General features: G+C 63.7%; 24 protein-coding genes. 8 read left to right on the forward strand and 16 right to left on the reverse strand.

Translation table 11 applies throughout. From position 1 onward, the window contains the following. Window positions 1-2: 2 nt before the first annotated feature. Window positions 3-362 (forward strand): dihydroneopterin aldolase, encoded by a 360-nt coding sequence (folB, locus tag EJ074_RS29275; protein ID WP_095805973.1) that lies wholly within the window; start codon window positions 3-5, stop codon window positions 360-362. Further along, on the forward strand, window positions 346-858 hold the full coding sequence (gene folK / locus EJ074_RS29280; RefSeq protein ID WP_095805972.1) for a 2-amino-4-hydroxy-6-hydroxymethyldihydropteridine diphosphokinase: 513 nt from the start codon (window positions 346-348) through the stop codon (window positions 856-858). The genes folB and folK overlap by 17 nt, the downstream gene beginning before the upstream one ends. 10 nt (window positions 859-868) lie before the next feature. On the opposite strand, the gene EJ074_RS29285 is transcribed toward folK, so the two are convergent. Together EJ074_RS29285 and EJ074_RS29290 are read right to left on the reverse strand one after the other, a co-directional pair. Next, window positions 869-1,417 carry a DUF924 family protein gene (locus EJ074_RS29285; protein WP_095805971.1) on the reverse strand — a complete coding sequence of 183 codons (549 nt, stop codon included), beginning with the start codon at window positions 1,415-1,417 and terminating at the stop codon, window positions 869-871. A gap of 10 nt (window positions 1,418-1,427) precedes the next feature. Beyond that, window positions 1,428-3,263, reverse strand: a complete 1,836-nt coding sequence (locus EJ074_RS29290) for a monovalent cation:proton antiporter-2 (CPA2) family protein (RefSeq protein ID WP_095805970.1) — start codon at window positions 3,261-3,263, stop codon at window positions 1,428-1,430. A 108-nt stretch (window positions 3,264-3,371) separates the two neighbouring features. Here EJ074_RS29290 and EJ074_RS29295 point away from each other — a divergent pair, with 108 nt between their 5' ends. Beyond that, the gene (locus EJ074_RS29295) at window positions 3,372-4,400 is read left to right on the forward strand and encodes an IS110 family transposase (RefSeq protein ID WP_127863028.1); all 1,029 of its coding nucleotides are present in this window, start codon (window positions 3,372-3,374) and stop codon (window positions 4,398-4,400) included. A gap of 96 nt (window positions 4,401-4,496) precedes the next feature. Here EJ074_RS29295 and EJ074_RS29300 read toward each other — a convergent pair whose 3' ends face one another. After that, on the reverse strand, window positions 4,497-4,727 hold the full coding sequence (locus EJ074_RS29300) for a hypothetical protein (RefSeq protein WP_129553943.1): 231 nt from the start codon (window positions 4,725-4,727) through the stop codon (window positions 4,497-4,499). Window positions 4,728-4,883: 156 nt separating this feature from the next. On the opposite strand from EJ074_RS29300, the gene EJ074_RS29305 reads away from it, so the two are divergent. After that, on the forward strand, window positions 4,884-5,150 hold the full coding sequence (locus EJ074_RS29305) for a hypothetical protein (protein WP_095805969.1): 267 nt from the start codon (window positions 4,884-4,886) through the stop codon (window positions 5,148-5,150). Window positions 5,151-5,221: 71 nt separating this feature from the next. On the opposite strand, the gene EJ074_RS29310 is transcribed toward EJ074_RS29305, so the two are convergent. The 4 genes from EJ074_RS29310 to EJ074_RS29325 all read right to left on the reverse strand — a co-directional run bounded on the left by EJ074_RS29310 (window position 5,222) and on the right by EJ074_RS29325 (window position 9,086). Continuing rightward, window positions 5,222-5,740: a hypothetical protein gene (locus tag EJ074_RS29310; protein WP_245420349.1), complete on the reverse strand. Its 519-nt coding sequence runs from the start codon at window positions 5,738-5,740 to the stop codon at window positions 5,222-5,224. Window positions 5,741-5,875: 135 nt separating this feature from the next. Continuing rightward, the gene (locus EJ074_RS29315; RefSeq protein ID WP_095805967.1) at window positions 5,876-6,958 is read right to left on the reverse strand and encodes a YcjF family protein; all 1,083 of its coding nucleotides are present in this window, start codon (window positions 6,956-6,958) and stop codon (window positions 5,876-5,878) included. Next, window positions 6,955-8,427, reverse strand: coding sequence for a YcjX family protein (locus tag EJ074_RS29320; RefSeq protein WP_095806155.1), 1,473 nt, complete (start codon window positions 8,425-8,427; stop codon window positions 6,955-6,957). The genes EJ074_RS29315 and EJ074_RS29320 overlap by 4 nt, the downstream gene beginning before the upstream one ends. A 155-nt stretch (window positions 8,428-8,582) precedes the next feature. Next, window positions 8,583-9,086: a histidine phosphatase family protein gene (locus EJ074_RS29325; protein ID WP_095806154.1), complete on the reverse strand. Its 504-nt coding sequence runs from the start codon at window positions 9,084-9,086 to the stop codon at window positions 8,583-8,585. A gap of 240 nt (window positions 9,087-9,326) precedes the next feature. Between EJ074_RS29325 and dksA the strand changes: the two genes are divergently transcribed. Beyond that, complete coding sequence (gene dksA, locus EJ074_RS29330) at window positions 9,327-9,743, forward strand: RNA polymerase-binding protein DksA (RefSeq protein WP_095805966.1); 417 nt, start codon at window positions 9,327-9,329, stop codon at window positions 9,741-9,743. Between the two features lie 107 nt (window positions 9,744-9,850). On the opposite strand, the gene EJ074_RS29335 is transcribed toward dksA, so the two are convergent. Further along, window positions 9,851-10,564 (reverse strand): flagellar biosynthetic protein FliO, encoded by a 714-nt coding sequence (locus tag EJ074_RS29335; protein ID WP_095805965.1) that lies wholly within the window; start codon window positions 10,562-10,564, stop codon window positions 9,851-9,853. A 219-nt stretch (window positions 10,565-10,783) separates the two neighbouring features. Here EJ074_RS29335 and EJ074_RS29340 point away from each other — a divergent pair, with 219 nt between their 5' ends. Then, window positions 10,784-13,363, forward strand: coding sequence for an ATP-binding protein (locus EJ074_RS29340; protein WP_095805964.1), 2,580 nt, complete (start codon window positions 10,784-10,786; stop codon window positions 13,361-13,363). A 66-nt stretch (window positions 13,364-13,429) separates the two neighbouring features. Beyond that, a complete protein-coding gene (locus EJ074_RS29345) occupies window positions 13,430-14,137 on the forward strand; it encodes a DeoD-type purine-nucleoside phosphorylase (RefSeq protein ID WP_095805963.1) in 708 nt (235 codons plus the stop codon). Window positions 14,138-14,196: 59 nt separating this feature from the next. Here the strand turns inward: EJ074_RS29345 and EJ074_RS29350 are convergent, their stop codons facing one another. Further along, window positions 14,197-14,586, reverse strand: coding sequence for a hypothetical protein (locus tag EJ074_RS29350; protein WP_095805962.1), 390 nt, complete (start codon window positions 14,584-14,586; stop codon window positions 14,197-14,199). A gap of 645 nt (window positions 14,587-15,231) precedes the next feature. Between EJ074_RS29350 and EJ074_RS29855 the strand changes: the two genes are divergently transcribed. Then, a complete protein-coding gene (locus EJ074_RS29855; RefSeq protein ID WP_095805961.1) occupies window positions 15,232-15,408 on the forward strand; it encodes a hypothetical protein in 177 nt (58 codons plus the stop codon). 580 nt (window positions 15,409-15,988) lie between these two features. On the opposite strand, the gene EJ074_RS29360 is transcribed toward EJ074_RS29855, so the two are convergent. From EJ074_RS29360 to EJ074_RS29390, 7 genes are all read right to left on the reverse strand, one after another. Further along, on the reverse strand, window positions 15,989-16,792 hold the full coding sequence (locus EJ074_RS29360; protein ID WP_095805959.1) for a DUF72 domain-containing protein: 804 nt from the start codon (window positions 16,790-16,792) through the stop codon (window positions 15,989-15,991). A 27-nt stretch (window positions 16,793-16,819) separates the two neighbouring features. Further along, window positions 16,820-17,278 carry a GNAT family N-acetyltransferase gene (locus tag EJ074_RS29365; protein WP_095805958.1) on the reverse strand — a complete coding sequence of 153 codons (459 nt, stop codon included), beginning with the start codon at window positions 17,276-17,278 and terminating at the stop codon, window positions 16,820-16,822. 40 nt (window positions 17,279-17,318) lie between these two features. Next, window positions 17,319-20,240: an excinuclease ABC subunit UvrA gene (gene uvrA / locus EJ074_RS29370; RefSeq protein ID WP_095805957.1), complete on the reverse strand. Its 2,922-nt coding sequence runs from the start codon at window positions 20,238-20,240 to the stop codon at window positions 17,319-17,321. A gap of 905 nt (window positions 20,241-21,145) precedes the next feature. Further along, complete coding sequence (locus EJ074_RS29375; RefSeq protein ID WP_245420339.1) at window positions 21,146-21,370, reverse strand: hypothetical protein; 225 nt, start codon at window positions 21,368-21,370, stop codon at window positions 21,146-21,148. 123 nt (window positions 21,371-21,493) lie between these two features. Continuing rightward, the gene (locus EJ074_RS29380) at window positions 21,494-22,099 is read right to left on the reverse strand and encodes an ATP-dependent Clp protease proteolytic subunit (protein WP_095805955.1); all 606 of its coding nucleotides are present in this window, start codon (window positions 22,097-22,099) and stop codon (window positions 21,494-21,496) included. Window positions 22,100-22,117: 18 nt separating this feature from the next. After that, a complete protein-coding gene (locus EJ074_RS29385; RefSeq protein ID WP_095805954.1) occupies window positions 22,118-22,594 on the reverse strand; it encodes an SRPBCC domain-containing protein in 477 nt (158 codons plus the stop codon). Continuing rightward, entirely contained in the window at window positions 22,591-22,905 is a 315-nt protein-coding gene (locus EJ074_RS29390) for a metalloregulator ArsR/SmtB family transcription factor (RefSeq protein WP_095805953.1), read from the reverse strand. Before EJ074_RS29390 ends, EJ074_RS29385 begins: the two co-directional genes overlap by 4 nt. Between the last annotated feature and the right edge of the window lie 41 nt (window positions 22,906-22,946).

Here is a 22,946-nt window from a genome sequence, read left to right on the forward strand (position 1 = left end):
CGATGTACATCATCCGCATGAAGAACTGCGCCTTCTTTGCCCGGCATGGTGTGCTGGACGAGGAGGAGACGCTCGGCCAGCGCTTTTATGTCGACGCCGAGCTCACGGTCGAGCCCGGCCGCCGGCTCGAGGAAGACTCCATCGAGGACACCGTCAATTACGGCATCGCCTTTGCGGTCATCGAGAAGATCGTCACCGGGCACCGGCGTTTCCTGATCGAGTCGCTGGCGCTGGAAGTGGCGAAAGCGCTGACGGCGCGGTTTCCGCAGATCAGGAAAGCCGAGATCACGGTGCGCAAGCCGAACGCCCCGGTGCCGGGCGTCCTGGATTATGTCGAGGTGACCGTTGTCTGGCCCGAGTAACACGGTCTATCTCAGCCTTGGCGGCAATCTCGGCGACCCCGCGAAATCCATGGCTGCCGCGTTGCGCATGTTGGATGGCGATGAGGCGACGCGCGTGATGGCCGTCTCGTCGCTCTATCGCACGCCGCCTTGGGGAAAGCTCGATCAACCGGACTTCCTCAATGCGGCGGCCGCGATCGAGACGACGCTTGCGCCGCGCGCCCTGCTCGACCTTTGCCTCGATGTCGAAAGGCGGCTGAAACGGGTGCGCGAGGAGCGCTGGGGTCCGCGCCTGATCGACATCGACATCCTGATGTTCGGCGATCGAATCATCCATGAAACCGGGCTCGAGGTCCCGCATCCGCGCATGCTGGAGCGTGCCTTCGTGCTGGCGCCACTAGCCGAGATCGCGCCCGACCTTGCCGCTGGAGGCAGGAGTGTTTCCGAGCGGCTCGCCGGCGTCGATGCCTCAGGGATCGAGCGCCTGCCATCGGGCCGGGAGTGGTGGCTGGGCTGACACCGGTAAGTCAGCCCGAAAAACCACCGCCGTCGAGAAACGCCTTCTCTTCCGCCGTCGTCTCGCGGCCGAGCATCCGGTTTCGGTGCGGGAAGCGGCCGAAGCGCTGGATGATATCGCGGTGCTCTTCCGCATATTTGAGATAGTCTGGTGCCCTGGCGGCGGTGAACTGTACGGCTCGCTCCTGATCGGCAAGCAGTTCCGAATGCTCCAAGGGCAGGTACAGGAAGACGCGCAGCGCCACCTCGAGCTCCAGATCATGCCCGGCGGCTATCGCCTTGTCGGCAAAATGCCGGGCGAGCGGATCCGTCGCGTACATATGCCCGGTACCGCGGAAGCAGTTGCGCGGAAACTGATCGAGCAGAATCATCAGCGCCAGCGAGCCTTCGGCATAGTCGCTCCAGTCATCGCATTCGCGCCGGGCGGCGGCGTGGTGAAGATCGAGGAACCGATTGCGGAAACCGGTGTCGAAAGCATCGTTCTTCTCGAACCAGGCGTTCTCGCCGGCATCGCGCCAGAATTGGGTGACCGATAGCGCTCTCGTATCGCGTTCTGCCATGCGTAGCTCCTCAGCTCTTCGTCTCTGCCTTGTTGAGCATCCCGGCCGTCTCTTCGTTCAGCGCCTGGCCAGTGCGGCGGGGCTGGGCGAGCGGCGTCGGGATCGGCGTGCCGGTATTGCCCTTCAGGAAGCGCTGGCCGGCGCGGACGCCTTCGGCGAGTTGCATCTCGAAGCGGGCGCTGTCGCGGCGGCGCACATCCTCGATGACCTCGGCGACCTCTTCCGGGTCGACACCCAGCGCTTCCAATGCCGAGCCGCCAAAGACGAGCGCCGATTCGAAAGTCTCGCGCAACTGGTAGTCGACACCGGCGCGGATGAGCTGCAGCGCGGTTCCGCGGTCGAAGGCGCGCGCCAGCAGGGTGACGAACGGGAATTCCGACTTGATCAATTGCGCGATCCGCACGGCGGCGTCCGGCTTGTCGACGCAGATCAGCACGGCACGCGCCCTGCCGGCGCCTGCGGCATGCAGGATATCCAGCCGCGTGCCGTCGCCGTAATAGACCTTGAAGCCGAAGTCGGCTGCCGCCTGGATCATCTCGACCTCGTTGTCGATGATCGAGACGTCGAGGCCGCGCAAAAGCAGCGGCTGGCTGGCGATCTGGCCGAAACGGCCGAAGCCGATGATCAGCACGCTGCCGGTCAGCCCATCGGCGATATCGACGCCCTCCAACGACTGCTCGTCGCGCGGCGTGAGGTAGCGCAGCGCCACGATCGCCAATGGGGTGAGCACCATCGAGATGATGATGATGGCCGTCAGTGTGGCATTGGCGTTGCCGTCGATGATGCCGACGCCGGCCGCGGCGGAGTAGAGGACGAAGGCGAACTCGCCGCCCTGCGCCATGAAGACGGCCCGTTCGACCGCTTCGCGATGGCTGGTCCTGAGCATGCGGGCGACGACGTAGATGCCGGCCGCCTTCATCACCATGTAGGCGACGACGTAGATGGCCACCAGCCGCCAGTTCTGCGCTACGATGTTGAGGTCGAGCGACATGCCGACGGCGAGGAAGAACAGGCCGAGCAGGATGCCGCGGAACGGCTCGATGTCAGCTTCGAGCTGATGGCGGAAGGTCGACTCCGACAGGAGCACGCCCGCGAGGAAGGCGCCCATCGCCATGGACAGGCCGGAAAGCTGCATGGCCAGCGCCGATCCAAGGACCACCAGCAGCGCGGCGGCGGTCATGACTTCGCGGGCGCGGGCATCCGCCAGGACACGGAAGAGCGGGTTGAGCAAATAGCGCCCGGCGACGACCAATCCGATGATCGCGGCGATGCCGATGCCGACCTCGGTGAGCCGTTCGGACAGGCTGGTCTCGGCGCCGCCAGGCGCCAGGAACGCAACCAGCGCCAGCAACGGCACGATCATCAGGTCTTCGAGCAACAGGATCGAGACGATGCGCTGGCCCTTGGGTGTGGCGATCTCGCCGCGTTCCTCGAGCAGTTGCATGACGATTGCGGTCGAGGTCAGCACGAAGCCGGCGCCGGCGACGAAGGACTGCGCGATCGGAAAGCCTCCGGCCAGGCCGACCCCGGTCAAGAGCACGGCGCAGACGCCGACCTGCAGCGCGCCGAGGCCGAAGATCTCGCGCCGCAAGCCCCAGAGCCGCGACGGCTGCATTTCGAGGCCGATGATGAACAGGAACATGACGACGCCTAGCTCGGCGACGTGCAGGATGGCCTCCGATTCTGCAAAGACGCCAAGGCCGAACGGGCCGATGACCACGCCGGCAGCGAGATAGCCCAGGATGGAGCCCAGCCCCATTCGCTTGAAGATCGGCACGGCAACCACGCCGGCGGCGAGCAGCGCCACAACCTGTACGAGATCGCTGCCCGATCCTTCTGCCGCCATGCTCGTCACCTTGTTAGCTTGATGGGGTGGACGGCCCCCGACCCAGCGGCATCGCAATGTGCCAAGATGGCGTTGTCAAAGGACCATCAGAGGGAAGGAACCGTCCGCATGCAAGTTATCACGATCGGATTGGATATCGCCAAGAACGTCTTTCAAGTTCACGGCGTCGATAATGCAGGAAACGCGGTGCTCCGTCGAAAAGTTCGGCGCGATCAGCTTATTCCGTTGCTTCGCGATATGCAGCCGTGCCTCATCGGCATGGAGGCCTGCGCGACGGCGCACCATTGGGCGCGGGAGCTGATTGCACTCGGGCATGTGGTCAAGTTGATGCCGCCGGCTTACGTAAAGGCCTACGTCAAGCGCAACAAGAACGATGCGGCCGACGCGGAAGCGATCTGCGAGGCGGTGACGCGACCGACAATGCGGTTCGTGGCTGTCAAATCGGCGGATGCCCAGAGCATTCTGATGCTTCATCGGGCTCGCCACCTCTTGGTTCGGCAGCGCACAGCGCAAATCAGCGCGATGCGGGCGCATCTGGCCGAGTATGGCGTCGTCGCACCGAAGGGCCGGGCCCATGTCCGTGGTCTAATCGAAGCTCTTGACAAGGGCGATGGGCCGCTCCCCGCGATGGCGCGACAGGTTCTTATCCTCCTCGCCCGAACGATCGAAGGGCTTGGCGCACAAATCCGGAAGATCGAGATCGAGCTTCTGGCGTGGTATCGCACGAACCAGGTCTGCCGGCGGCTTTCAACCATTCCCGGAATCGGCTTCATCACGGCGACCGCCCTCGCTGCCACCGTCGTCGACGCAAAAGTCTTCCGCTCCGGTCGTCAATTCGCTGCTTGGCTCGGCCTTGTTCCAAAACAACATTCCTCCGGTGGCAAAGACAGAATGGGAGGAATCTCGAAGATGGGAGATCGCTATTTACGGCATCTCCTCGTCGTCGGCGCCACGGCGGTCATCCGATACACGCGGCGAAAAGCGACGACCGTCAGTACCTGGGCGAACCAGTTGCTCGAGCGTAAGCCGGCACGGCTGGTCACAGTCGCTGTCGCCAACAAGGTAGCGCGGATCGCCTGGGCGGTGATGGCGCGTGAGGAAAACTACCGCGCGACGCCGTCAATGGCTCGAGGGTAACGACGGTCGCGCGAAATGACATCCAGTTTGGGCAGGAGAGAACGACATCAGTGATGCAGATCCGGTCAAGCCGGGGATCGGGAGAACCTGAGTGATTCAACGCGCATCGCAGCGCGGCAGCTTGATGAGGGCCCGATCCACCGACACCATCATGGCCAGCGGCCTGAGGCCGCACAAAAACAGGCCGAACACATGAATGAACCTGACCGCTTCAGTATTGCCATTGTCAGAATCTTCTTGCTCAACGGGGGCCGTCCACACATGAATCACTCCTTGCATGCCGCGGGAGCGTGAAGCAAGGGCAGGGGCTCGGTAGCGCCAGAACAATGCAGAATCCGCGGCGCCGCTGTATTGCCGGGCGTTACACAAGTTTATGCAATCGTCTCGTTGCGTATTGCCAGAATCAGCGGCTAAGGGACCTGCGGCTTCGGCCGTTGGAGGCAGCGACGATCAGGTTGTTGCTTTTTTGAGGAGATGACTGACATGAAGAAGTTTTTGCTCGTCGTCGTTGGTGTTGCGGCGCTTGCGGGCTCGGCCTGCTCGGAGGGACCCGAATGCACGCAGGAGATGGCCACCAAGAAGGCGCAGGACATGGCCGCAGCGCTTCAGGAAGCGATCACCAAGGATCCGACCAAGGCAGCCGACCTTACGGCCAAGGTGCAGGCCGTGACCACGAAATACCAGGGCGCCACGACGCTCGATGAAGCCTGCAAGGCCTATGACGAAGTGACTGCCGCCATCAAGGGTTGAGCGCAGCTCTCTGGAACTGAAGAAGGCGGTAGTCGACGGCTGCCGCCTTTATTGTGCCTCGTCGACTTGGGTCAGTTCTTCGCGATCGAACCCACTTCGATCGCATCGACCCGCTTCAGGCTCATGCCGATGACCGGGACCAGTTGCTTGTTGACGCGTACCGCCACCGTCACGGTCATCGAGTTGTCGCCGGGGATACGGGCCTGCATGACGCCATTCAACTGATTGCGGTTGATGGTGAAGACGACCTTCTGCGGATCGACGACGTTGCCGCCGATGATGTCGAGCCCGTTCCCGGACGAGCCGCCCATGAAGTTGCCCTTGTAGCCTTCGCGGCCCCTGCGCTCGACGGTCGCCGACATCTTTTGGGTGAAGACGCCGACCCGACAGTCGCCGTCGAGCGTCATGCCGACCTTGCCGTCAGGCGTCGAGCCGTTGAAATTGCAGGTGAATTTGGTGCCCTTGTACTTGCCGGCGATGATCTCGCCCGGGCCGACCCATTTGCCTTCGACCGAGCGGAAAAACTGCTTGTCCGGCTCTGCCCCGAAAGCCTTTCCGGCTATGCCGAGTGGCGCGGCGAGCGCAACCATCGCGGGCAGGATGCAAGACAAGATTACGCTTTTCATGGACGACACCCGGCACGACAGAGTCTGTTCTTGGAACAGAAACGACCATGAAGAAGATTGGTTAATGCTTCGTCACTGTCGACGGTTTTCGCATTTACCCTATGGCTCTACCTGACTGTCCCTTCGCGACGCAAATGAAGTGAGCGCCGAAACGAAATCGCCAAGCCCAGGTCGTTTCGCCGCGATGAACGGCAGCGGACGCGCCGTCTCCATTGCCGCGATGCCGATGCGCGCCGTCATCATGCCGTTGACGACACCTTCGCCAAGCTTTGCCGAGAGTTTTGCTGCAAGCCCGTGGCCGACGATCTGCTGCACGAAACTGTCGCCGACGGCGATCGATCCCGTGACCGCGAGATGGGCCAGAACGCCGCGCGCCAGCCGAAAGAAGCCGAGCGTGCCAGGGCGGCCGCCATAGAGTTCGGACAGGCGCCGTATCAATCGCCCCGCCTCGAACACGACATAGGCGACATCGACGAGGGCGCGGGGGCTGACAGCCGTCACAAGCGACACGCGCTTGGCGGCTTCGAGGATCATCACCTTGGCGCGGGCGTCGAGCGGCGCCAAAATCTCGGTCTCGGCGAGCCGCACCAGATTGCCGCCGTCGATGATTTCGCCGCGCAATTCGGCAAGCGAGCGACGGCCGGCCGCGGTCTCGGGCTTCGCTGCCACAAAGGCCGAGAGTTCGTCGACCAAAGCGCGCGCAGCCTTGGGGTCGTCGCGCGCGACGGCGTCGAGGGCGCGCTTCTGCAGCTTCTCAACCTCGGCGAGACGCGCGATGGCCATGAATTCGCGAATAAGGATCACGAGCAGCGACAGAAGCGCGATAGCCGCCGTGCCGGCCGCCAGCCATCCAAGCCATTCAGCGCGTGCGAACAAGTCACGGATGAGGCGGTCGGTCCACAAGCCGACCGCGAGCGAGACCAGCACGCCGAAGGCACCGAAGAACAGGCGAGCGAGCAGGGACCGTTTTCTTGGCCCAGTTGCCGGCGGTGGCGCGGCCTGCTGGATATCGGGCTCGTCGAACACGTCGGTTTCGGAAGGAATGACCACCGCGACATCCGGCCTGGCGGTGCGCGGCCTGCGTGCCGGCTGCTCCTCGGCGCGATGCTTCTGCGGCGGCGCCTGTGTTGGTGCTGCCTCGGGCTCGATACGGAAGGCCGCGGGTTTGCGGGGCGCGGTCATGCCAGATGATCTCCGATCAGAAACTGCAGCGCGCGGTCGAGACGGATATGCGGCAGCGAAAGCGTCGCGCCTTCGGCCGTACGTTCCAGCTTTGGCGGCCGAAAGCGCACGAAGCGAATCGCTGGTTCGTTGCTTTCGGCATGCGGTCCGGAGAGGTCGAACACCGTGTCGACTTTCTCCGGCAAATCGCCTGGAAATATGGCGGTTTCGGTCTTCCCGTCGAATATCTCGCCGTTGATTTTTTCCCCTTTCAGCGGCGTGCCGATGATTACCGGGAGTGTTTCGCGCCCCTGCTTGACCGTTCCTTCTCCGGTCGAGCGTATCGCCGCCATGGCGGCTACGTCGACTTCAGCGCCGCTGAAATTCGCGCGCGCCACCGCCCGGTCGGCCAAACGGCGCACGATCGCCTGCAGCCGGTCATGGCTTTCGTGATGCAGGTGGTCGGCCTTGGTCGCCGCCACCAGGATGCGGTCGATGCGCCTTGAAAACAGGTCGGTGACGAAGTTGCCCCGGCCAGGCCGGAAACAGGACAGGATTTCGGTAACCGCGCGTTCGAGGTCAGCCATCGCGGCGGGACCGGCATTCAGCGCCTGCAGGGCGTCGATCAGCACGATCTGTCGGTCGAGGCGGGTGATGTGCTCGCGAAAGAACGGCTTTACGACATGCGTCTTGTAAGCCTCGTAGCGACGCTCCATCATCGCCAGCAGCGATCCGGAACGCGGCCGCCGATCGGACAGCTTCATCAGCGGCGCGAAGGTGAGCGCCGGCGAGCCTTCCAAATCGCCGGGCATCAGGAAACGGCCGGGCGGAAGCGTCGACAGCGCACGCTCGTCGAGCTTGCAGGCCTTGAGGTAAGCGGCGAAGCTCTCCGCAAGCCGGCGCGCTGTCATCTCGTCGGCATCGGCGTCGGGGTCGATCGTCGAGGCCAGCTCGCGCCAGGCCTGCGAAAGGTCGGCGCGGACCGGAAGGGTGGCCAGTTCCACCGCCTCACGCGAAAACTCGGCGAAGGATTTGCCGAGCAGCGGCAGATCGAGCAGCCACTCGCCGGGATAGTCGACGATATCGAGCGACAATTTTCCGGCCGAAAACAGGCGATTCCAGCCGGAGGCCGACTCATACTCGATGGTGAGCCTGAGTTCGGAGATGGCGCGCGTCGAGGCCGGCCAGACGCGATCTTTGACGAGAGCCGCGACATGGTCCTCGTATTGGAAGCGGGGAACGGCATCGTCCGGCTGTTGCTCGAGGAAGGCGCGGGCGATGCGGCCCGACTTCTGTGCCTCGAACAGCGGCAGCCGTCCGCCATGGATGAGGTTGTGGACCAGCGCGGAGATGAACACGGTTTTGCCGGCACGGGAAAGCCCGGTGACGCCCAGGCGCAGCGAGGGAGAGAAGAGCCCCGCGGCACGGCCCGACAGCGTGTCGAGCGCAATTTTCGCCTCGTCGGCAAGAGTGGTCAGCGATGATGCCAAAAACAGATCCCTGGACTTGGAGCGGCCAGGATCGCAGATACGCTCCAAGTATTTGTTTTCACGCAATTGCGGGTGGAAAACCGCTGCGCAGTTTTCCTGGAATTTGCCATAGTCAGGCCCCGATATAGGCGCTGGAGCCGTCGTTTGGAATGGCCTCAGAGATCGGCAGGCGTCAGAAAGGCTTCGAGAAAGCCGCTGCCCCGGTCTGCTTCGGCGAGATTGCCTGGAAAGCGCACCACGGCCAAGCCGGAGGTAGGAAAACCGTAGTTGAGCAGCCCGCGCGCGGCCTCCTCGCCGTCGCCCGAAACCGCGATGGCGAGGTCTTCCGTCATCGGGTTGTGTCCGATCACCAGAAGCGAGCCGGCGCTCCCGTTCTTGCGGATGATGTCGAGATAGCCAGCCGCGTCCTCGCTGTAGAGCGTGTCGAAGAACAGCACCCGGCCGAGGTCGGTCCGGCCCGCAAGTCCTTCTAGCGTCTGCCTGGCCCGCTTGGCATTGGAGCAAAGCGTGACATCGGGCACGTAGTTGCGGGTGCGCATGGCGTCGCCCATCGCCTCGGCATCGGCGATACCGGATTCGTCGAGCGGACGGTCGAAGTCGCGCACCCCGGGCAGCGCCCAACCGGCCTTTGCATGCCTAAACAGATAAAGTCTGCTCAACCGGACCCCCATCATGCGCATGGGCAAGCGTTTCGCGATTAGTCACCAGAAAGTCGCCGCGCACAATGGCCGGCACCCCCCAACCACAACGAATCATGGATGAATTCGCCGCCGGTCATTCAACAAAGGGCGTAGCGCCGTTCAGACTAACAAATGCGTGAAACTGTCGCCGAATGCGCTTGTGCAGGGACTTGTCCGCGAATATATAGGCGCCACATTTGGGGTTGTTGGGTGAGTCGAATGAGCGATATCGTTACCGCCGATTACGTACCCTCCGAAGACGAACCGTTCATGAACGAACGGCAAAAATCGTACTTCCGCCAAAAGCTTATAACCTGGAAGAACGACATTCTCCGCGAAGCCCGCGAAACTCTCGAAATCCTGCAGCAGGAAAACGCCAACCATCCCGATCTGGCCGATCGCGCCTCGTCCGAAACCGACCGCGCCATCGAACTGCGTGCCCGTGATCGCCAGCGCAAGCTGATCTCCAAAATCGATTCCGCGCTGCAGCGCATCGACGAAGGCACTTACGGCTATTGCGAGGAGACGGGCGAGCCGATCGCGCTGAAGCGGCTCGACGCCCGCCCGATCGCAACGCTGTCGATCGAGGCGCAGGAGCGGCACGAGCGCCGCGAGAAGGTCTATCGCGACGACTGATACGCGCCGGACAGGCATGGACTGAAGAATGGCCGGAGATTCCCGGCCATTTTTTGTTTTAGGTGCAAAGAGGCGGTTTGCCTGTAGCGCCGAGAACCGCTGGCCGTTCAGCGCTTGTGACTGGCAAGCTCGCCGAGCAGCTTGGTCATCTCGTCGTCGAGCGACGGCTTGGCCGCTGGCGGCTTGTTGCTTGCCGGCTTGGGGTGCGACTCCTCCAGCGACGCCTCCAGGTCGTGCATCAGCGTATCGTCGATCGAATCGTTGGAGGGCGGCGGCGGAGCATGCCGGGCGCTGCCGTTCGAGCCATAGGCGGGAAGGGGCATGACTTTCGCGCTTGGCAGGCTTGGCGCCGCCGGCCCGGACGCAGGGCTGGCAGAGCGGGGACGCGCAGGCTCCGCACCTGGAGCCGGGGTCGTTGTCGGTGGCTGCCTCGCTGGCGCCGGCGCCGGCTGAGGGGCGCGTGGACGTTGCGCGGCCGTCTGCTGTTGCCCGCCATCGGCGGTCAGCGCCGGGCGGCGCGGCGCGGCCAGCCTTATGTCGCGCTCCACGACGACATCCGTCGGCCCGCCGATCAGGATCAGGTGTTCGATGTCGTCGCGTCGTACCAGCACCAAGCGGCGGTGGCTGTCGACGGCGGTGGCGTCCATGACGGCGAGGCGCGTCTTGCGGTTCCTGCCACCGGCGACGAAAGTACCAAAAGTGAGGTTGCGAACGACTTTTATGACGAGCAGGACGACGATAAGCAGGATGAGCGCTGCAAACGTCCACAGGATTGCAGCGACATAACCCGGACCCGCCACGCTATCCAGCCACTGCAGCATCGGTGCACCCAATCGCCTCTTGAAGTGACGCGACAGTAGACCTTTGGGACTAGCCGCCGCAAGTTGGCATCACGCTTCGTGAACAGTTTGAGACACGAATTCGTGGCCCTTGCCCATTTTTATCTGACATTTGCCGGCGGGGCCTTTTCCGCTACAGGAGAATATGATTCAACCGGCCGTCCGCGGGTGTCGGGCATCGGAATCACGAGCAGGGGGCACATGGCCAAGGAAACGCGCGGCGATTTCTATCCGGTACCAATCGTCGACCAGAACACGCGTCCGGGTGCTGTCGCCAGGCTCATTGTCTTCATCGTCGTCCTGACCGGTGCGGCCATCGTCTTCGGACTTTTCCGCGAGCGTCTGGGCGACCCCTTCCTGCTCGGGATGCTCGGTGTGCTCGCCATGATCGGCGTCGGCTTCCTGTTCGCCACGGCCATCGGCTTCGTGCAGATCGCGCCACGCTCGACCAGCGACGAACTGTCGAAGGCCTTCGTGGATTCGATGTCACAGGGACTTCTGGTCACCGACACCAAGGGCCGCGTCATCTATGCAAACCGGGCCTATGCCGACATGACGGGGGCGGCATCGGCGACCGACCTGAAGACCGTAGAGGGCCTGCTCTCGGATGTTCCCGAGGCCTCGATGACCATCTACCGGCTCGCTTCCGGCCTGCGCGACGGCCAGTCCGGCGATGGTGAGTTCCGGCTGGCGCAATCCATCAAGCCGGGCGCGGAGCCCGGGGCGCGCTGGTATCGCGCCCGGGCGCGAGCCTTCAGCGTGCCCGGCCAACGCCTGCCGATGCTCGCCTGGCAGCTCGCCGACATCTCGCAGGAGCGGGCCGAGCAGGAGCGCTTCTTCCTCGATCTGCAGAAAGCCATCGATCATCTGGATCACGCGCCGGCCGGTTTCTTCTCGGCCGACCAGGAGGGTCGCGTCACCTATATCAATGCCACCCTTGCCGAATGGCTCGGCATCGACCTTGCCAGCTTCACTCCGGGAGCCATCACGCTGCCGGAAGTCGTCGCCGGCGACGGTATGGCGCTGGTCCGTTCGGTCAAGGCCGATCCCGGCACGACGCGCAATGCCGTCATCGACCTCGACCTGACGACGATGAGCGGTCAAGCCTTGCCGGTCCGCTTCATGCACCGCGTTTCGGCGAGCCGCGAGGGCGTCAACGGCCCGACCCGCACCATCGTGCTCAACCGCACCCAGGGCGAAGACGCATCCGCGGACCTGCGCGCATCGGAAGTCCGCTTCACCCGCTTCTTCAATTCGACGCCGATGGCAATTGCCGGCGTCGATGCCAGCGGCCGCATCCTGCGTACCAACGCGCCGTTCCTGTCACTGTTCTCCTCCGTCGTCGACCGCGATGCCGTCGACCGCCGGGTGCGGCTGGACACTGTCGTCCACGAACGCGACCGCCCCGCTTTCGCCGTCGCCTTCGAGAAGGCGCGCCAGCGCCAAGCCGACATAGACCCGATCGATACCGTGCTGCCGGGCAACGAGAACAGGCACGTGCGCTTCTACGTCAACGCCGTCGCCGACGGTACCGGCGGCGAGGGGGCGGAGGAATCGGCCATCGTCTATGCCGTCGAGACGACCGAGCAGAAGGCGCTCGAAGGCCAGATGGCGCAGAGCCAGAAGATGCAGGCGGTCGGCCAGCTCGCCGGCGGCATCGCGCACGATTTCAACAATGTGCTCACCGCCATCATCATGGCATCCGATCTTCTGCTCACCAACCACCGGCCGTCGGATCCGTCCTTCCCCGACATCATGAACATCAAGCAGAACGCCAACCGCGCGGCATCGCTGGTCAGGCAATTGCTCGCCTTCTCGCGCAAGCAGACGCTGCGGCCGGAAGTGCTCAACCTGACCGATGTTCTGGCGGACCTGCGGATGCTGCTTGCGCGCCTCGTGGGCAATGACATAAAGCTCAAGATCGACCACGGCCGGGACCTGTGGCCAATCAAGGTTGATATCGGCCAGTTCGAGCAGGTGGTGGTCAACCTCGCCGTCAACGCGCGCGACGCCATGCCTGGCGGGGGCGACCTGACGGTGCGCACCCGCAACGTCATGAGCGACGAATGCAAGTCCTTCCCCTATCGCGAGCTCACGCCGGCCGACTATGTGCTGGTTGAGGTCGAGGATACCGGCAGCGGCATTGCGCCCGAAGTGCTGAAGAAGATCTTCGAACCGTTCTTCACCACCAAGGAGGTCGGCAAAGGCACAGGCCTCGGCCTCTCGATGGTGTACGGCATCATCAAGCAGACCGGCGGCTTCATCTATTGCGATTCCGAGGTCGGCAAGGGTTCGGTCTTCCGGATATTCCTGCCGCGTCATGTCGCCGAGGTGAAGAAGGCGAGCGAGTCCGGCGAGGCTGCGGCCGCGGCGGCGCCGGCAAAGCCGCCCGAGGCGGCCAGGGATCTGTCCGGCTCGGCCACCGTGCTTCTGGTGGAGGATGAGGACGCGGTGCGCATGGGGGGTGTGCGGGCGCTGACCTCGCGCGGCTACACCGTCCACGAAGCGTCCTCCGGAGTCGAGGCCCTGGAAGTGTTCGAAGCCCTTGGCGGCAAGGTCGACATCGTCGTCTCCGACGTGGTGATGCCCGAAATGGACGGGCCGACGCTGCTCGGCGAATTGCGCAAGCGGCAGCACGACATCAAATTCGTCTTCGTTTCAGGCTATGCCGAGGACGCCTTCGCCAAGAACCTGCCGGCCGACGCGCATTTCGGCTTCCTGCCGAAACCGTTCTCGCTGAAGCAACTGGCGACGATCGTCAAGGAAGTGCTGGAATCCTGACAAGTTGCTTGCGTTGCGCGAGACTGTCATGATGGTAAATGGGACCAATCATGGGGGTGGTAGCGCGTGACGCCGCACAACGACGCGGAGAGGGGGGATTTCGCCGAGACGGTGCTTCTGCCCGGCGATCCCGAGCGCGCGCAGTGGATGGCCGAAACCTTCCTGGAAAGGCCGCGCTGCGTCAATCGCCGCCGCGGCGCTCTCGGTTTCACCGGCCGGTTCCGCGGCAAGGCGGTCAGCATCCAGTCGACCGGGATCGGCGGTTCGTCCTTCCTGATCTACGCCCACGAGCTGCTGGACTATCACGGCGTGAAGACGCTGATCCGCACCGGCACGTGCGGTGCCCTTGCCGAAGCCGTGGCGCTGCGGGGCGTCGTCATTTCGGGCGCCGTCCGCGCCGAAGGCCCGATCAGCGGAGACGTGTTCGGGCTTTACGAGCCGGCGGGGCCGGATCCGGCGCTGCATGCGCTGGCGGTACGGCGCGCTGCCGATCTCGGCATCACCTGCAGCGCGGGGCTGACGGTGTGCAGCGACATATTCTATCACCCGCAAGGCCGCGACCGATTTGACGAAGCACGCACTCTGGGCGCGCTGGCGGTCGATATGGAAACCAGCGCGCTCTACCGTATCTCGGCACAGTTTGGCGCGCGCGCCCTGTCGCTGCTGACGGTGGTCGACCATGTCGTCACCGGCGAGCAGACCGAGTATTCCGAACGCCAGGCACTGTTCACCGACATGACGCGGCTGGCACTCGAAGTGGCGGCGGAAAGCTAGCGGTTGAGCGTTTGATGAAGCGCTGACCCCTCGGACGAGCGCTGCGCAAACGACTTCAGCTATCTCTTGGTGCAGGTCGAGGCGGTGAAGGCGCCGTCGGGCTGCTTCATGATGATGTCGAAGGACGGGCCGGCCGGGTCATCGAGCGTCGCCTGCGTCAAGGAAATCGAGTTGCCGCCGCTGGTGTAGCCGCCGAGCGGACCGAGCCAGCTGATCTCGCCGTTGGGGTTAATCTGGTAATTGTAAGCCTGCGGTGCGCCGCCGAAGCTGACCGGGCCGCTGTAGAGATCGCCCTTGATGGTGATGTCGCCGAGGTTGAGGAACATGCCGAGCAGGTAGACTTCGCAATGGTAAACGCCGTCCGGCATCTTGCCTTCGGCGAAGCCGGCGCGGGCGCCGCTCGCGGCAGACAAGAAAAACAGGAAGCTCAGGACAATTCGCAGGATCATGACGTCGCTCGTTTGCGCGGCGACCTTGCCCTATTTTGCGGTTGCATCGCAACCGCCGCCGAGTTCCGCTGCTGCAGCCCGGATCCATATTTGGCAAGCCGAGTCACTGGGTGAAATCCAGGCAGTCCTGCGCAAAGTTTCGTCAGTATCTGGGTGCGACCGGGTTCTCCGCTGCTTGGCGGTTTAGCGGTAACCAATTGAAAATATGGATTATCCTGGCATCCAAGCGGCGGCCCGCGGTTTGGCATGTCGATTGCAAGGCTTATTGCGCATTGGTCTTGTCGCCCAATGACGCGGCGATCCGTAAGGACCGATCGGCGGCCGCAAGTGGCAGACCGACACAAGCGTTGCCTTCGAGGGGAAGGCGCCCGGCCGGAGCACGGCGAACGACCGCACCCGGCCGGGCATCAATTTGCAGACAGACGAAAATCGTCCCGGCCGCGCGAGAGGGCAAACTCTGGCGCGTCGAGGGCCGCGTGCTAGTCTTTTCCCGGCCTTGGTGAGTCGGCCGCTTTCCGTACCAGTCGCGAATGAGGGGGAGCGCGTGCGCTCAGCCGGCAAGCTCCACGCAAGCAAGCCTGCCTAGCCTTCCAAAACAGTGATTGTCGGTCAATGCGTCCAACCACGACTTGCCAGGGGACGGCGATGGAACGTTTTGTCGAGGACTATCAGAAGCGACGCCTCACCGAACGCGTCGACATCATGACGGCGATCAGCATCCTGATGTCGCAAGGCTACGAAGAGCATGAACTGATCGGGGAAATGACCAAGGTTTTTTACGTCGACCTCGACGCCTACAACGAGGTGCTCGGACGGCACTGACCCCGAAGCCAGAGCTGCGGCTCAGTCGGTGCGACGACGGTCGAACGCGCGGTTACGGCCGCGCTCTTTGGCAGCGCAAGCGCTTTGTCGGCGGCGCTGGGCACCTTGTCGAAGCTCGACCTTCGCAACCTGCGTTATAGGATCATTACCGACAATAGCAGCACAAAGCCGATCGCCATCATCAGCAGGCCCGGCCAATTCTGTGAAAGGCCGAGGAAGCGCAGGCCGCGCCGTCGGGGCTCGAGCGTTGGGCCAGGCGTTGCGAGGGGTGGCTTGGGGCGATCCGAAGCTGCAGGTGCCGGATCGCTAAGTTGCCCGCGCCAGAGGACTGCACCCGCCATATACACAACCCCGGCGACAGTAAGCACCGCCCCGATGAGGATGACAGTCATATCACCTCGCTTTCTCCGGGTCTCCCGATGCCGCGGCCCTTGGCAGCGTTCTGCTAAGCCCAGCCGCTATGAAAACCGGCCCCTGGCGAATAGGCAAAACGGTCCAGCTGCCCGGCAAGTTCCGACGGAGCTACGCAAAGTGTGTCCACCCAAGAAGGCTTCCGGTTGCGCAGTGAAGGCTCGCCGCTTCAAGTCACCCGCTTCATTAGTGCCATGGCGCCGAAGGGCGCACGCACCTTGCCTTCGGTGATGAAGTAGACGAACACGTCGCGCGGCTTCGCCGGCGCGTCGGTCTCGGAATCGACGCGCGGCAGGTCGGACGGCTGTTTGCCCTCAGCCCAGGTTTTCACGCGTGCCGCCCATTCGTCGAGAGCCCTCGGCGTGTAGCAGTCCGGATTGTCGTCGCTGCCGGTCTGCAGCCGCGCATACACGAAGTCGCCGGTGATGTCGGCAATGGCCGGATATTTGGCATGGTCGGCATAGACGATCGCGGCATTGTACTTGCGCGCCAATGCGGGGAATTCCGGCACCACGAAGCTGTCATGCCTGACTTCGACTGCGTGGCGAAGCGCGACACCATCCTGCTTTTCCGGCAGCAATTTCAGGAAAGCCTCGAAATCATCCGCATCGAATTTCTTCGTCGGCGCGAACTGCCACAGGATCGGCCCGAGCTTTTCGCCGAGCGCGGCAACGCCCGAACCGAGGAAACGCATCATCGATTCGCCAGCCTCGCCGAGCACGCGGCGGTTGGTGACGAAGCGGTTGCCCTTCAGAGAGTAGACGAAGCCATCAGGCGCCTCTTGCGCCCACTTCACGAAGGTCGGCTCCTTGAAACTGGAGTAAAAGGTGCCGTTCACTTCGATCGTCGGTACCTGGCGGCTCGCATAATGCAGTTGCTTGGCTTTGGCGAGCTTCTCCGGGTAGAAAGACGTATCCCAGGGCTCGAAGGTCCAGCCGCCCATGCCGGCGCGGATCTTTCCTTGGCTGGCCATTGTCATTCTCCCACTTTCGGATTGCGATCAGGCGGTTCTGCCGACGGGCTTCGCCATGTCGACCAGGGTCCAGCCCGGCCGATATGGATTGGGCCGGCGACCCTCCTCGCGATAGCCATAGGCGGTGTAGAGCGCGATGTTCCGCTCCATCCGCGCATTGGTGTAGAGCCGCAGCTCGGGCAAGCCCCACGACCGCGACTGCTCCTCGGCAAAGTCGAGAAGCGCAATGCCGAGCTTCCTGCCTTGGAAGGCCGGCGCGACGGCGACACTGAAGATCATGGCGTGATCGGCATGCCGCTCGAGAACGAGCAGGCCGGCCAGGTGCGAACCTTCTTCAAGCAGCCAGATCTCGCCGCGCTCGATGCGAGGCGCGTAGTCTTCCGTCACGGGAATCGGCGGCGCGCCGAGCAGCGCAGTGTAGGGCGCGTAGGCTTGCGTGGTCAGCGCGACGACGGCCGGGAGGTCCTCAGCGCTGGCGAGCCTCATGATTGGTCCATCCCAGCAGCGGCCACGGCGACCTTTCCCATCATTCGGCCGCTTCGCGTTTGCCTCCGGGGCGCCGCTCCAGAAGCTCCTTCAGAAATTGCCCGGTATAGCTGCGTTTCTCGCGCACGATCGCTTCCGGCGTGCCGGAGGCGACCAGCTCCCCGCCGCCGTCGCCGCCCTCCGGGCCGAGGTCGAGCACCCAGTCGGCGGTCTTGATGACTTCAAGATTGTGCTCGATCACCACCACCGTGTTGCCCTGGTCGACCAGCTCGTGCAGCACCTCGAGCAGCTTGGCCACGTCGTGGAAGTGCAGGCCGGTGGTCGGCTCGTCGAGAATATAGAGCGTCTTGCCGGTCGCCTTGCGCGACAGCTCCTTGGCGAGCTTGATGCGCTGCGCCTCGCCGCCCGACAGCGTCGTCGCCTGCTGGCCGATATGGATATAGCCGAGGCCGACCTGGTTCAGCGTCTCCAGCTTGTCGCGCACGGCCGGCACAGCCGAGAAGAACTCGACTCCCTCCTCGACCGTCATGTCGAGCACGTCGGCAATCGACTTGCCTTTGAACAGCACGTCCAGCGTCTCGCGGTTGTAGCGCTTGCCGTGGCAGACGTCGCAGGTGACGTAGACGTCGGGCAGGAAGTGCATCTCGATCTTGATAACGCCGTCGCCCTGGCAGGCCTCGCAGCGGCCGCCCTTGACGTTGAAGGAGAAGCGGCCCGGCTGATAGCCGCGTGCCTTCGCCTCCGGCAGCCCGGCGAACCAGTCGCGTATCGGCGTGAAGGCACCCGTGTAGGTCGCCGGGTTGGAGCGCGGCGTGCGGCCGATCGGCGACTGGTCGATGTCGATGACCTTGTCGAGAAACTCCAGCCCTTCGATGCGGTCATGCTCGGCCGGATGCTCGCGCGAGCCCATGATGCGGCGCGACGCGGCCTTGAACAGCGTCTCGATCAGAAAAGTCGACTTGCCGCCGCCGGACACGCCGGTGACCGCGGTGAAGGTGCCGAGCGGGATCTCGGCGGTCACGTTCTTCAGATTGTTGCCGCGCGCGCCGATGACCTTGATGCGCCGGTTCTTCTTGGCCTCGCGGCGCACCGCCGGCGTCGCCACTTCGAGCTCGCCCGACAGATATTTGCCGGTGATCGAGGCCGGCGTCGCCATGATCTGCTGCGGCGTCCCCTGGGCAATGATCTGGCCGCCATGGATGCCGGCCGCCGGGCCGATGTCGACGACATAGTCGGCATGCAGGATCGCGTCCTCGTCATGCTCGACGACGATCACCGTGTTGCCGATGTCGCGAAGGTGCTTCAGCGTGTCGAGCAGTCGCGCATTGTCGCGCTGGTGCAGACCGATCGATGGTTCGTCGAGCACATAGAGGACGCCCGTCAGGCCGGAGCCGATCTGCGAGGCGAGGCGGATGCGCTGGCTTTCGCCGCCGGATAGCGTGCCGGAATTGCGCGACAGCGTCAGGTAATCGAGGCCGACATCGTTGAGGAAGCGCAGCCGCTCGCGGATTTCCTTCAGCACCCGCACCGCGATCTCGTTCTGCTTCTCGCTGAGCTGCGCCGGCAGGTCGGTGAACCACTGGTCGGCCTTGCGGATCGACTGCTCAGTGACTTCGCCAATATGCTTTCCGGCGATCTTCACCGCGAGCGCTTCCGGCTTCAACCTGTAGCCGTTGCAGGCGGGGCAGGGCGTGGCCGACATGAAGCGCTCGATTTCTTCGCGCATCCAGGCGGATTCCGTTTCCTTCCAGCGCCGTTCGAGATTGGGGATGACGCCCTCGAAGGTCTTCGTCGTCTTGTAGGAACGCAACCCGTCGTCATACTGGAAGGTGACTTCCCGCTCCCCCGTGCCTTGCAGCACGGCCTGCTTCGCCGCCGCGCTCAGATCCTTGAACTTGTCGCCGAGCTTGAAGCCGTAGACTTTGCCGAGCGCCTCCAGCGTCTGCACGTAGTAGGGCGAGGTGGACTTCGCCCACGGGCTGATCGCGCCGTCGCGCAGCGAGACATTCTCGTCCGGCACGACGAGATTGGCATCGATGGCGCGCTGGCTGCCCAACCCATCACAAGTCGGGCAGGCGCCGAACGGATTGTTGAACGAGAACAGCCTGGGCTCGATTTCCGGAATGGTGAAGCCGGACACCGGGCAGGCGAATTTTTCCGAGAACATGAGGCGCTCATGCGTCTCGTTCTTCGACTTGTTGACCGAGTCCTCGCCGGTCTGGCTGGCGTCGAGCGGCCGGTCGGCGAACTCGGCCACGGCCAGTCCCTCGGCGAGCTTCAGCGCGGTCTCCATCGAATCCGCAAGCCGCGTCGCGAGATCGCCGCGCACGACGATGCGGTCTACGACGACGTCGATGTCGTGCTTGTATTTCTTGTCCAGCGCCGGCACGTCGGCGATCTCGTAGAAGACGCCGTCGACCTTGACGCGTTGGAAACCCTTCTTCTGCAGTTCCAGCAGTTCCTTGCGGTACTCGCCCTTGCGGCCGCGCACGATCGGCGCCAGCAGGTAGAGGCGCGTGCCTTCCTCCAGCGCCAGCACGCGATCGACCATCTGGCTTACCGTCTGGCTCTCGATAGGCAGGCCGGTGGCCGGCGAGTAGGGAACGCCGACGCGCGCGAACAGCAAGCGCATATAGTCGTAGATCTCGGTGACGGTGCCGACCGTCGAGCGCGGGTTGCGGGAGGTCGTCTTCTGCTCGATCGAGATCGCGGGCGACAGGCCGTCGATCTGGTCGACGTCCGGCTTCTGCATCATTTCCAGGAACTGGCGGGCATAGGCCGACAGGCTTTCGACGTAACGGCGCTGGCCCTCGGCATAGATGGTGTCGAAGGCAAGCGACGACTTGCCGGACCCCGACAGGCCGGTCATGACGATCAGGCTGTCGCGCGGCAGGTCGAGATCCACATTCTTGAGATTGTGTTCGCGCGCCCCGCGAATGGATAGGTATTTATGGTCGGCCATCGCCGGTCGCCGCCTCAGGTCTGGAATTTGCTGGATTGGCGGGTTCGTCCCGGCCATCCCTTATGTAGGTCGTTTCGCTGCAACTTCGAGTGACGCCCAAAAGGGGGGTTTAACCGTCTTTCGCGCGAGCCGGCAAGCGGAAAGAACAAAGGCCGAACAGGCTCCTGACAAAGGCTGTGGAAACGCCCAGTCGCCAAGAGCAGCCTGGCCGCGTTCGACTTACCTGGACGTAAGCTTCAGGCGATCACATTTTTCGGTAACCGGCTATTCAACGGTTGACGTCGCCGACCCAGGGGAGCAGTGTCGAGACGTCAACGAAGCCGGCCGTCTTTCGATGGCCTCGCCACCCAAAGGTGGCTTGCGAGACGCCGCAGGCGATAGCGATTTGTGCTTCAACGACATTGTCGCAACGGACCCAGGAGCGGAGCATGACGCCACCGGACAGTCCCTTGAGGCTCCACGCGTGGATGGAGCCACGGCGGGCATAAGTGCCAGGGTGGGCGTGAGCGCCAACCCGACAAACCGTGACTTGCCGATCCTCTTACAATCAGAGACCATAGTCGGATCGTCGGCTGAACGCCGCGTTGCATCCGAAGCAGAACGCCGGCAGTACACTCCCGGCAAATATTGGATTTCAGATCCATGAAAGCCCCGTCCACCTGCGGAAGCAGTGGCGGGGCTTGCAGTTTGGGTCACCTCACGTCCTCGTCCTTGGGCGCAGCTCCGCGAAGCGGAGCGAAGCCCCAACGATCTAACCCGTGATCTTAGCCGAGGAATGCAACGGAGCAGAATTCTGCATCGGTTCGGGCGGCATGGATCCTCGGGTCTGCGCGCGTCGTTTCGCTCATCGCGTCGCCCGCCGATGACGAACTGAAAAGCGCTTGCGTCAATCGCCGACGCCGGAATCAATGGTTGGGCGGCCTGATGTCGCCCGCGCCCATGTCGATGGTTATGCTGCCGGAAATCCTGACATCGGTATCGCCGATCTTGAAAGTCCCGCCGCTGCCGGCGGGCAGGGCGTCGTCCGGCTCCGGCTCTGCAACCGGCTTGGCGATGCGGTAGTCGCCGCTGACGCCGGGCAGCTTTTGCGTCGTACTTTCATCCGCGAAGGCTGCGGTGCCGGCCATCATCGCGCCTGCGAGCGCGGCAGCCGCAATCAGGGGACTTCTCGACGATCGGATCATGCGCGGACTATAGGGGCGCGCCGCAGGGGAGGCCAGACTGGCGGCGATCAAATCGCCGCGCGCTCACCATCACGCGGCCTTCTTACGGGTATCATAGACATGGTCGACGAGGCCCCAGGTTTTGGCCTCCTCGGCCGTCATGAAATAGTCGCGGTCGAGCGTGCGTTCGACCTCTTCGTAAGTGCGCCCGCAATGCCGGGCATAGAGTTCCGTCATGTGGCGTTTGGTGCGCAGGATGTCCTCGGCATGGCGCTGGATGTCGGAGGCCTGGCCCTGGAAGCCGCCCAGCGGCTGATGCAGCACGATCCTGGTGTTGGGCAGCGCAATGCGCCGTCCGGGTGCGCCCGCCATCAGCAGGAAGGACGCCATCGACGCGGCGAAGCCCATGCAGACCGTCGACACCGGGCAAGAGATGTACTGCATCGTGTCGTAGATGGCGAAGCCGCTGGTCACCACGCCGCCCGGCGAGTTGATGTAGATCGAGATCTCCTTGTCGGGATTGTCGGATTCCAGCGACAAAAGTTGGGCGCAGACCAGCGCCGACACGCCGTCATTGATCTCGCCGTTGATGAAGACAATGCGCTCGCGCAGCAGCCGCGAGAAGATGTCGAAGGCGCGTTCGCCGCGGGTCGACTGCTCGATAACCATCGGCACCAGATTGGCAAGGGCGCTCATGGCCAAGTCTCCTTGTGGTCAAGCTGCGCGCAGCATCATGCAGGGCGCATTGGCGGCGATCGGGTTCTTGCGTGCGTCGAGCGACAGCCCGCAGCCGGCACCAGCGATGGCGACGGCAGCATGCGCCGCCGGCACGAAGCCGTCATGAAGGATGCGCAGATGGGTGCCGCCGGAAACCGTCCGCTCGAGCGTGAAGGTGACGACGCTATCGAAGGCGGGCAGTTGGTTGTCATCTTCGGCGCTCGACCGCTCACGCCAGGAATAGCGCAGCAGCTTGCCTGGCTCGATATTGAGCACTTCGCATTCGATCGGCGTGTCCGGTCCCACGAACGCGAAGCGTTTGCCGGCCTGCGGCAGGATGTCGTTCGGCATCATCCAGGCGGCGAGCAGTTCCGGCTCGGTCAGCGCGCGCCAGACTTTTTCCGGCGGCTCGGCGAGTTCGCATTCGAAGTTGAGCGGCGCGGGGGCGGCTTGTGGATTTTTTGTCGCCATCATTGGTCCATTCCCTTCAGAACCGTCTTCAGTTTCTCGATACGCTCCGGCCAGAAGGCGCGGTAGCGCTCGATCCAGCCGATCAGCGGATCGAGCCCTTGCGCATCGGCGCGGTAGTAAGCGTTGCGGCCGGCGCGCCGCTCGACGACGAGGCCGGCGCTGCGCAAGACGGCAAGATGCTGTGAGACGGCCGGCTGCGATACGCTCATGCCGGCGCGCAGTTCGGACACCGTCATCTCGCCTGCCGCGAGCCGTTCATAGACGGCGCGCCGCGTCGGATCGGCAAGCGCCCGGAAAATTTCTGCTTCGATCATCGTCAAAGCATAAGTCGATACTTATCGATTTGGCAAGCGGT

Origin of the sequence: Mesorhizobium sp. M3A.F.Ca.ET.080.04.2.1, from assembly GCF_003952525.1 — a bacterium.
GTDB lineage: Bacteria > Pseudomonadota > Alphaproteobacteria > Rhizobiales > Rhizobiaceae > Mesorhizobium.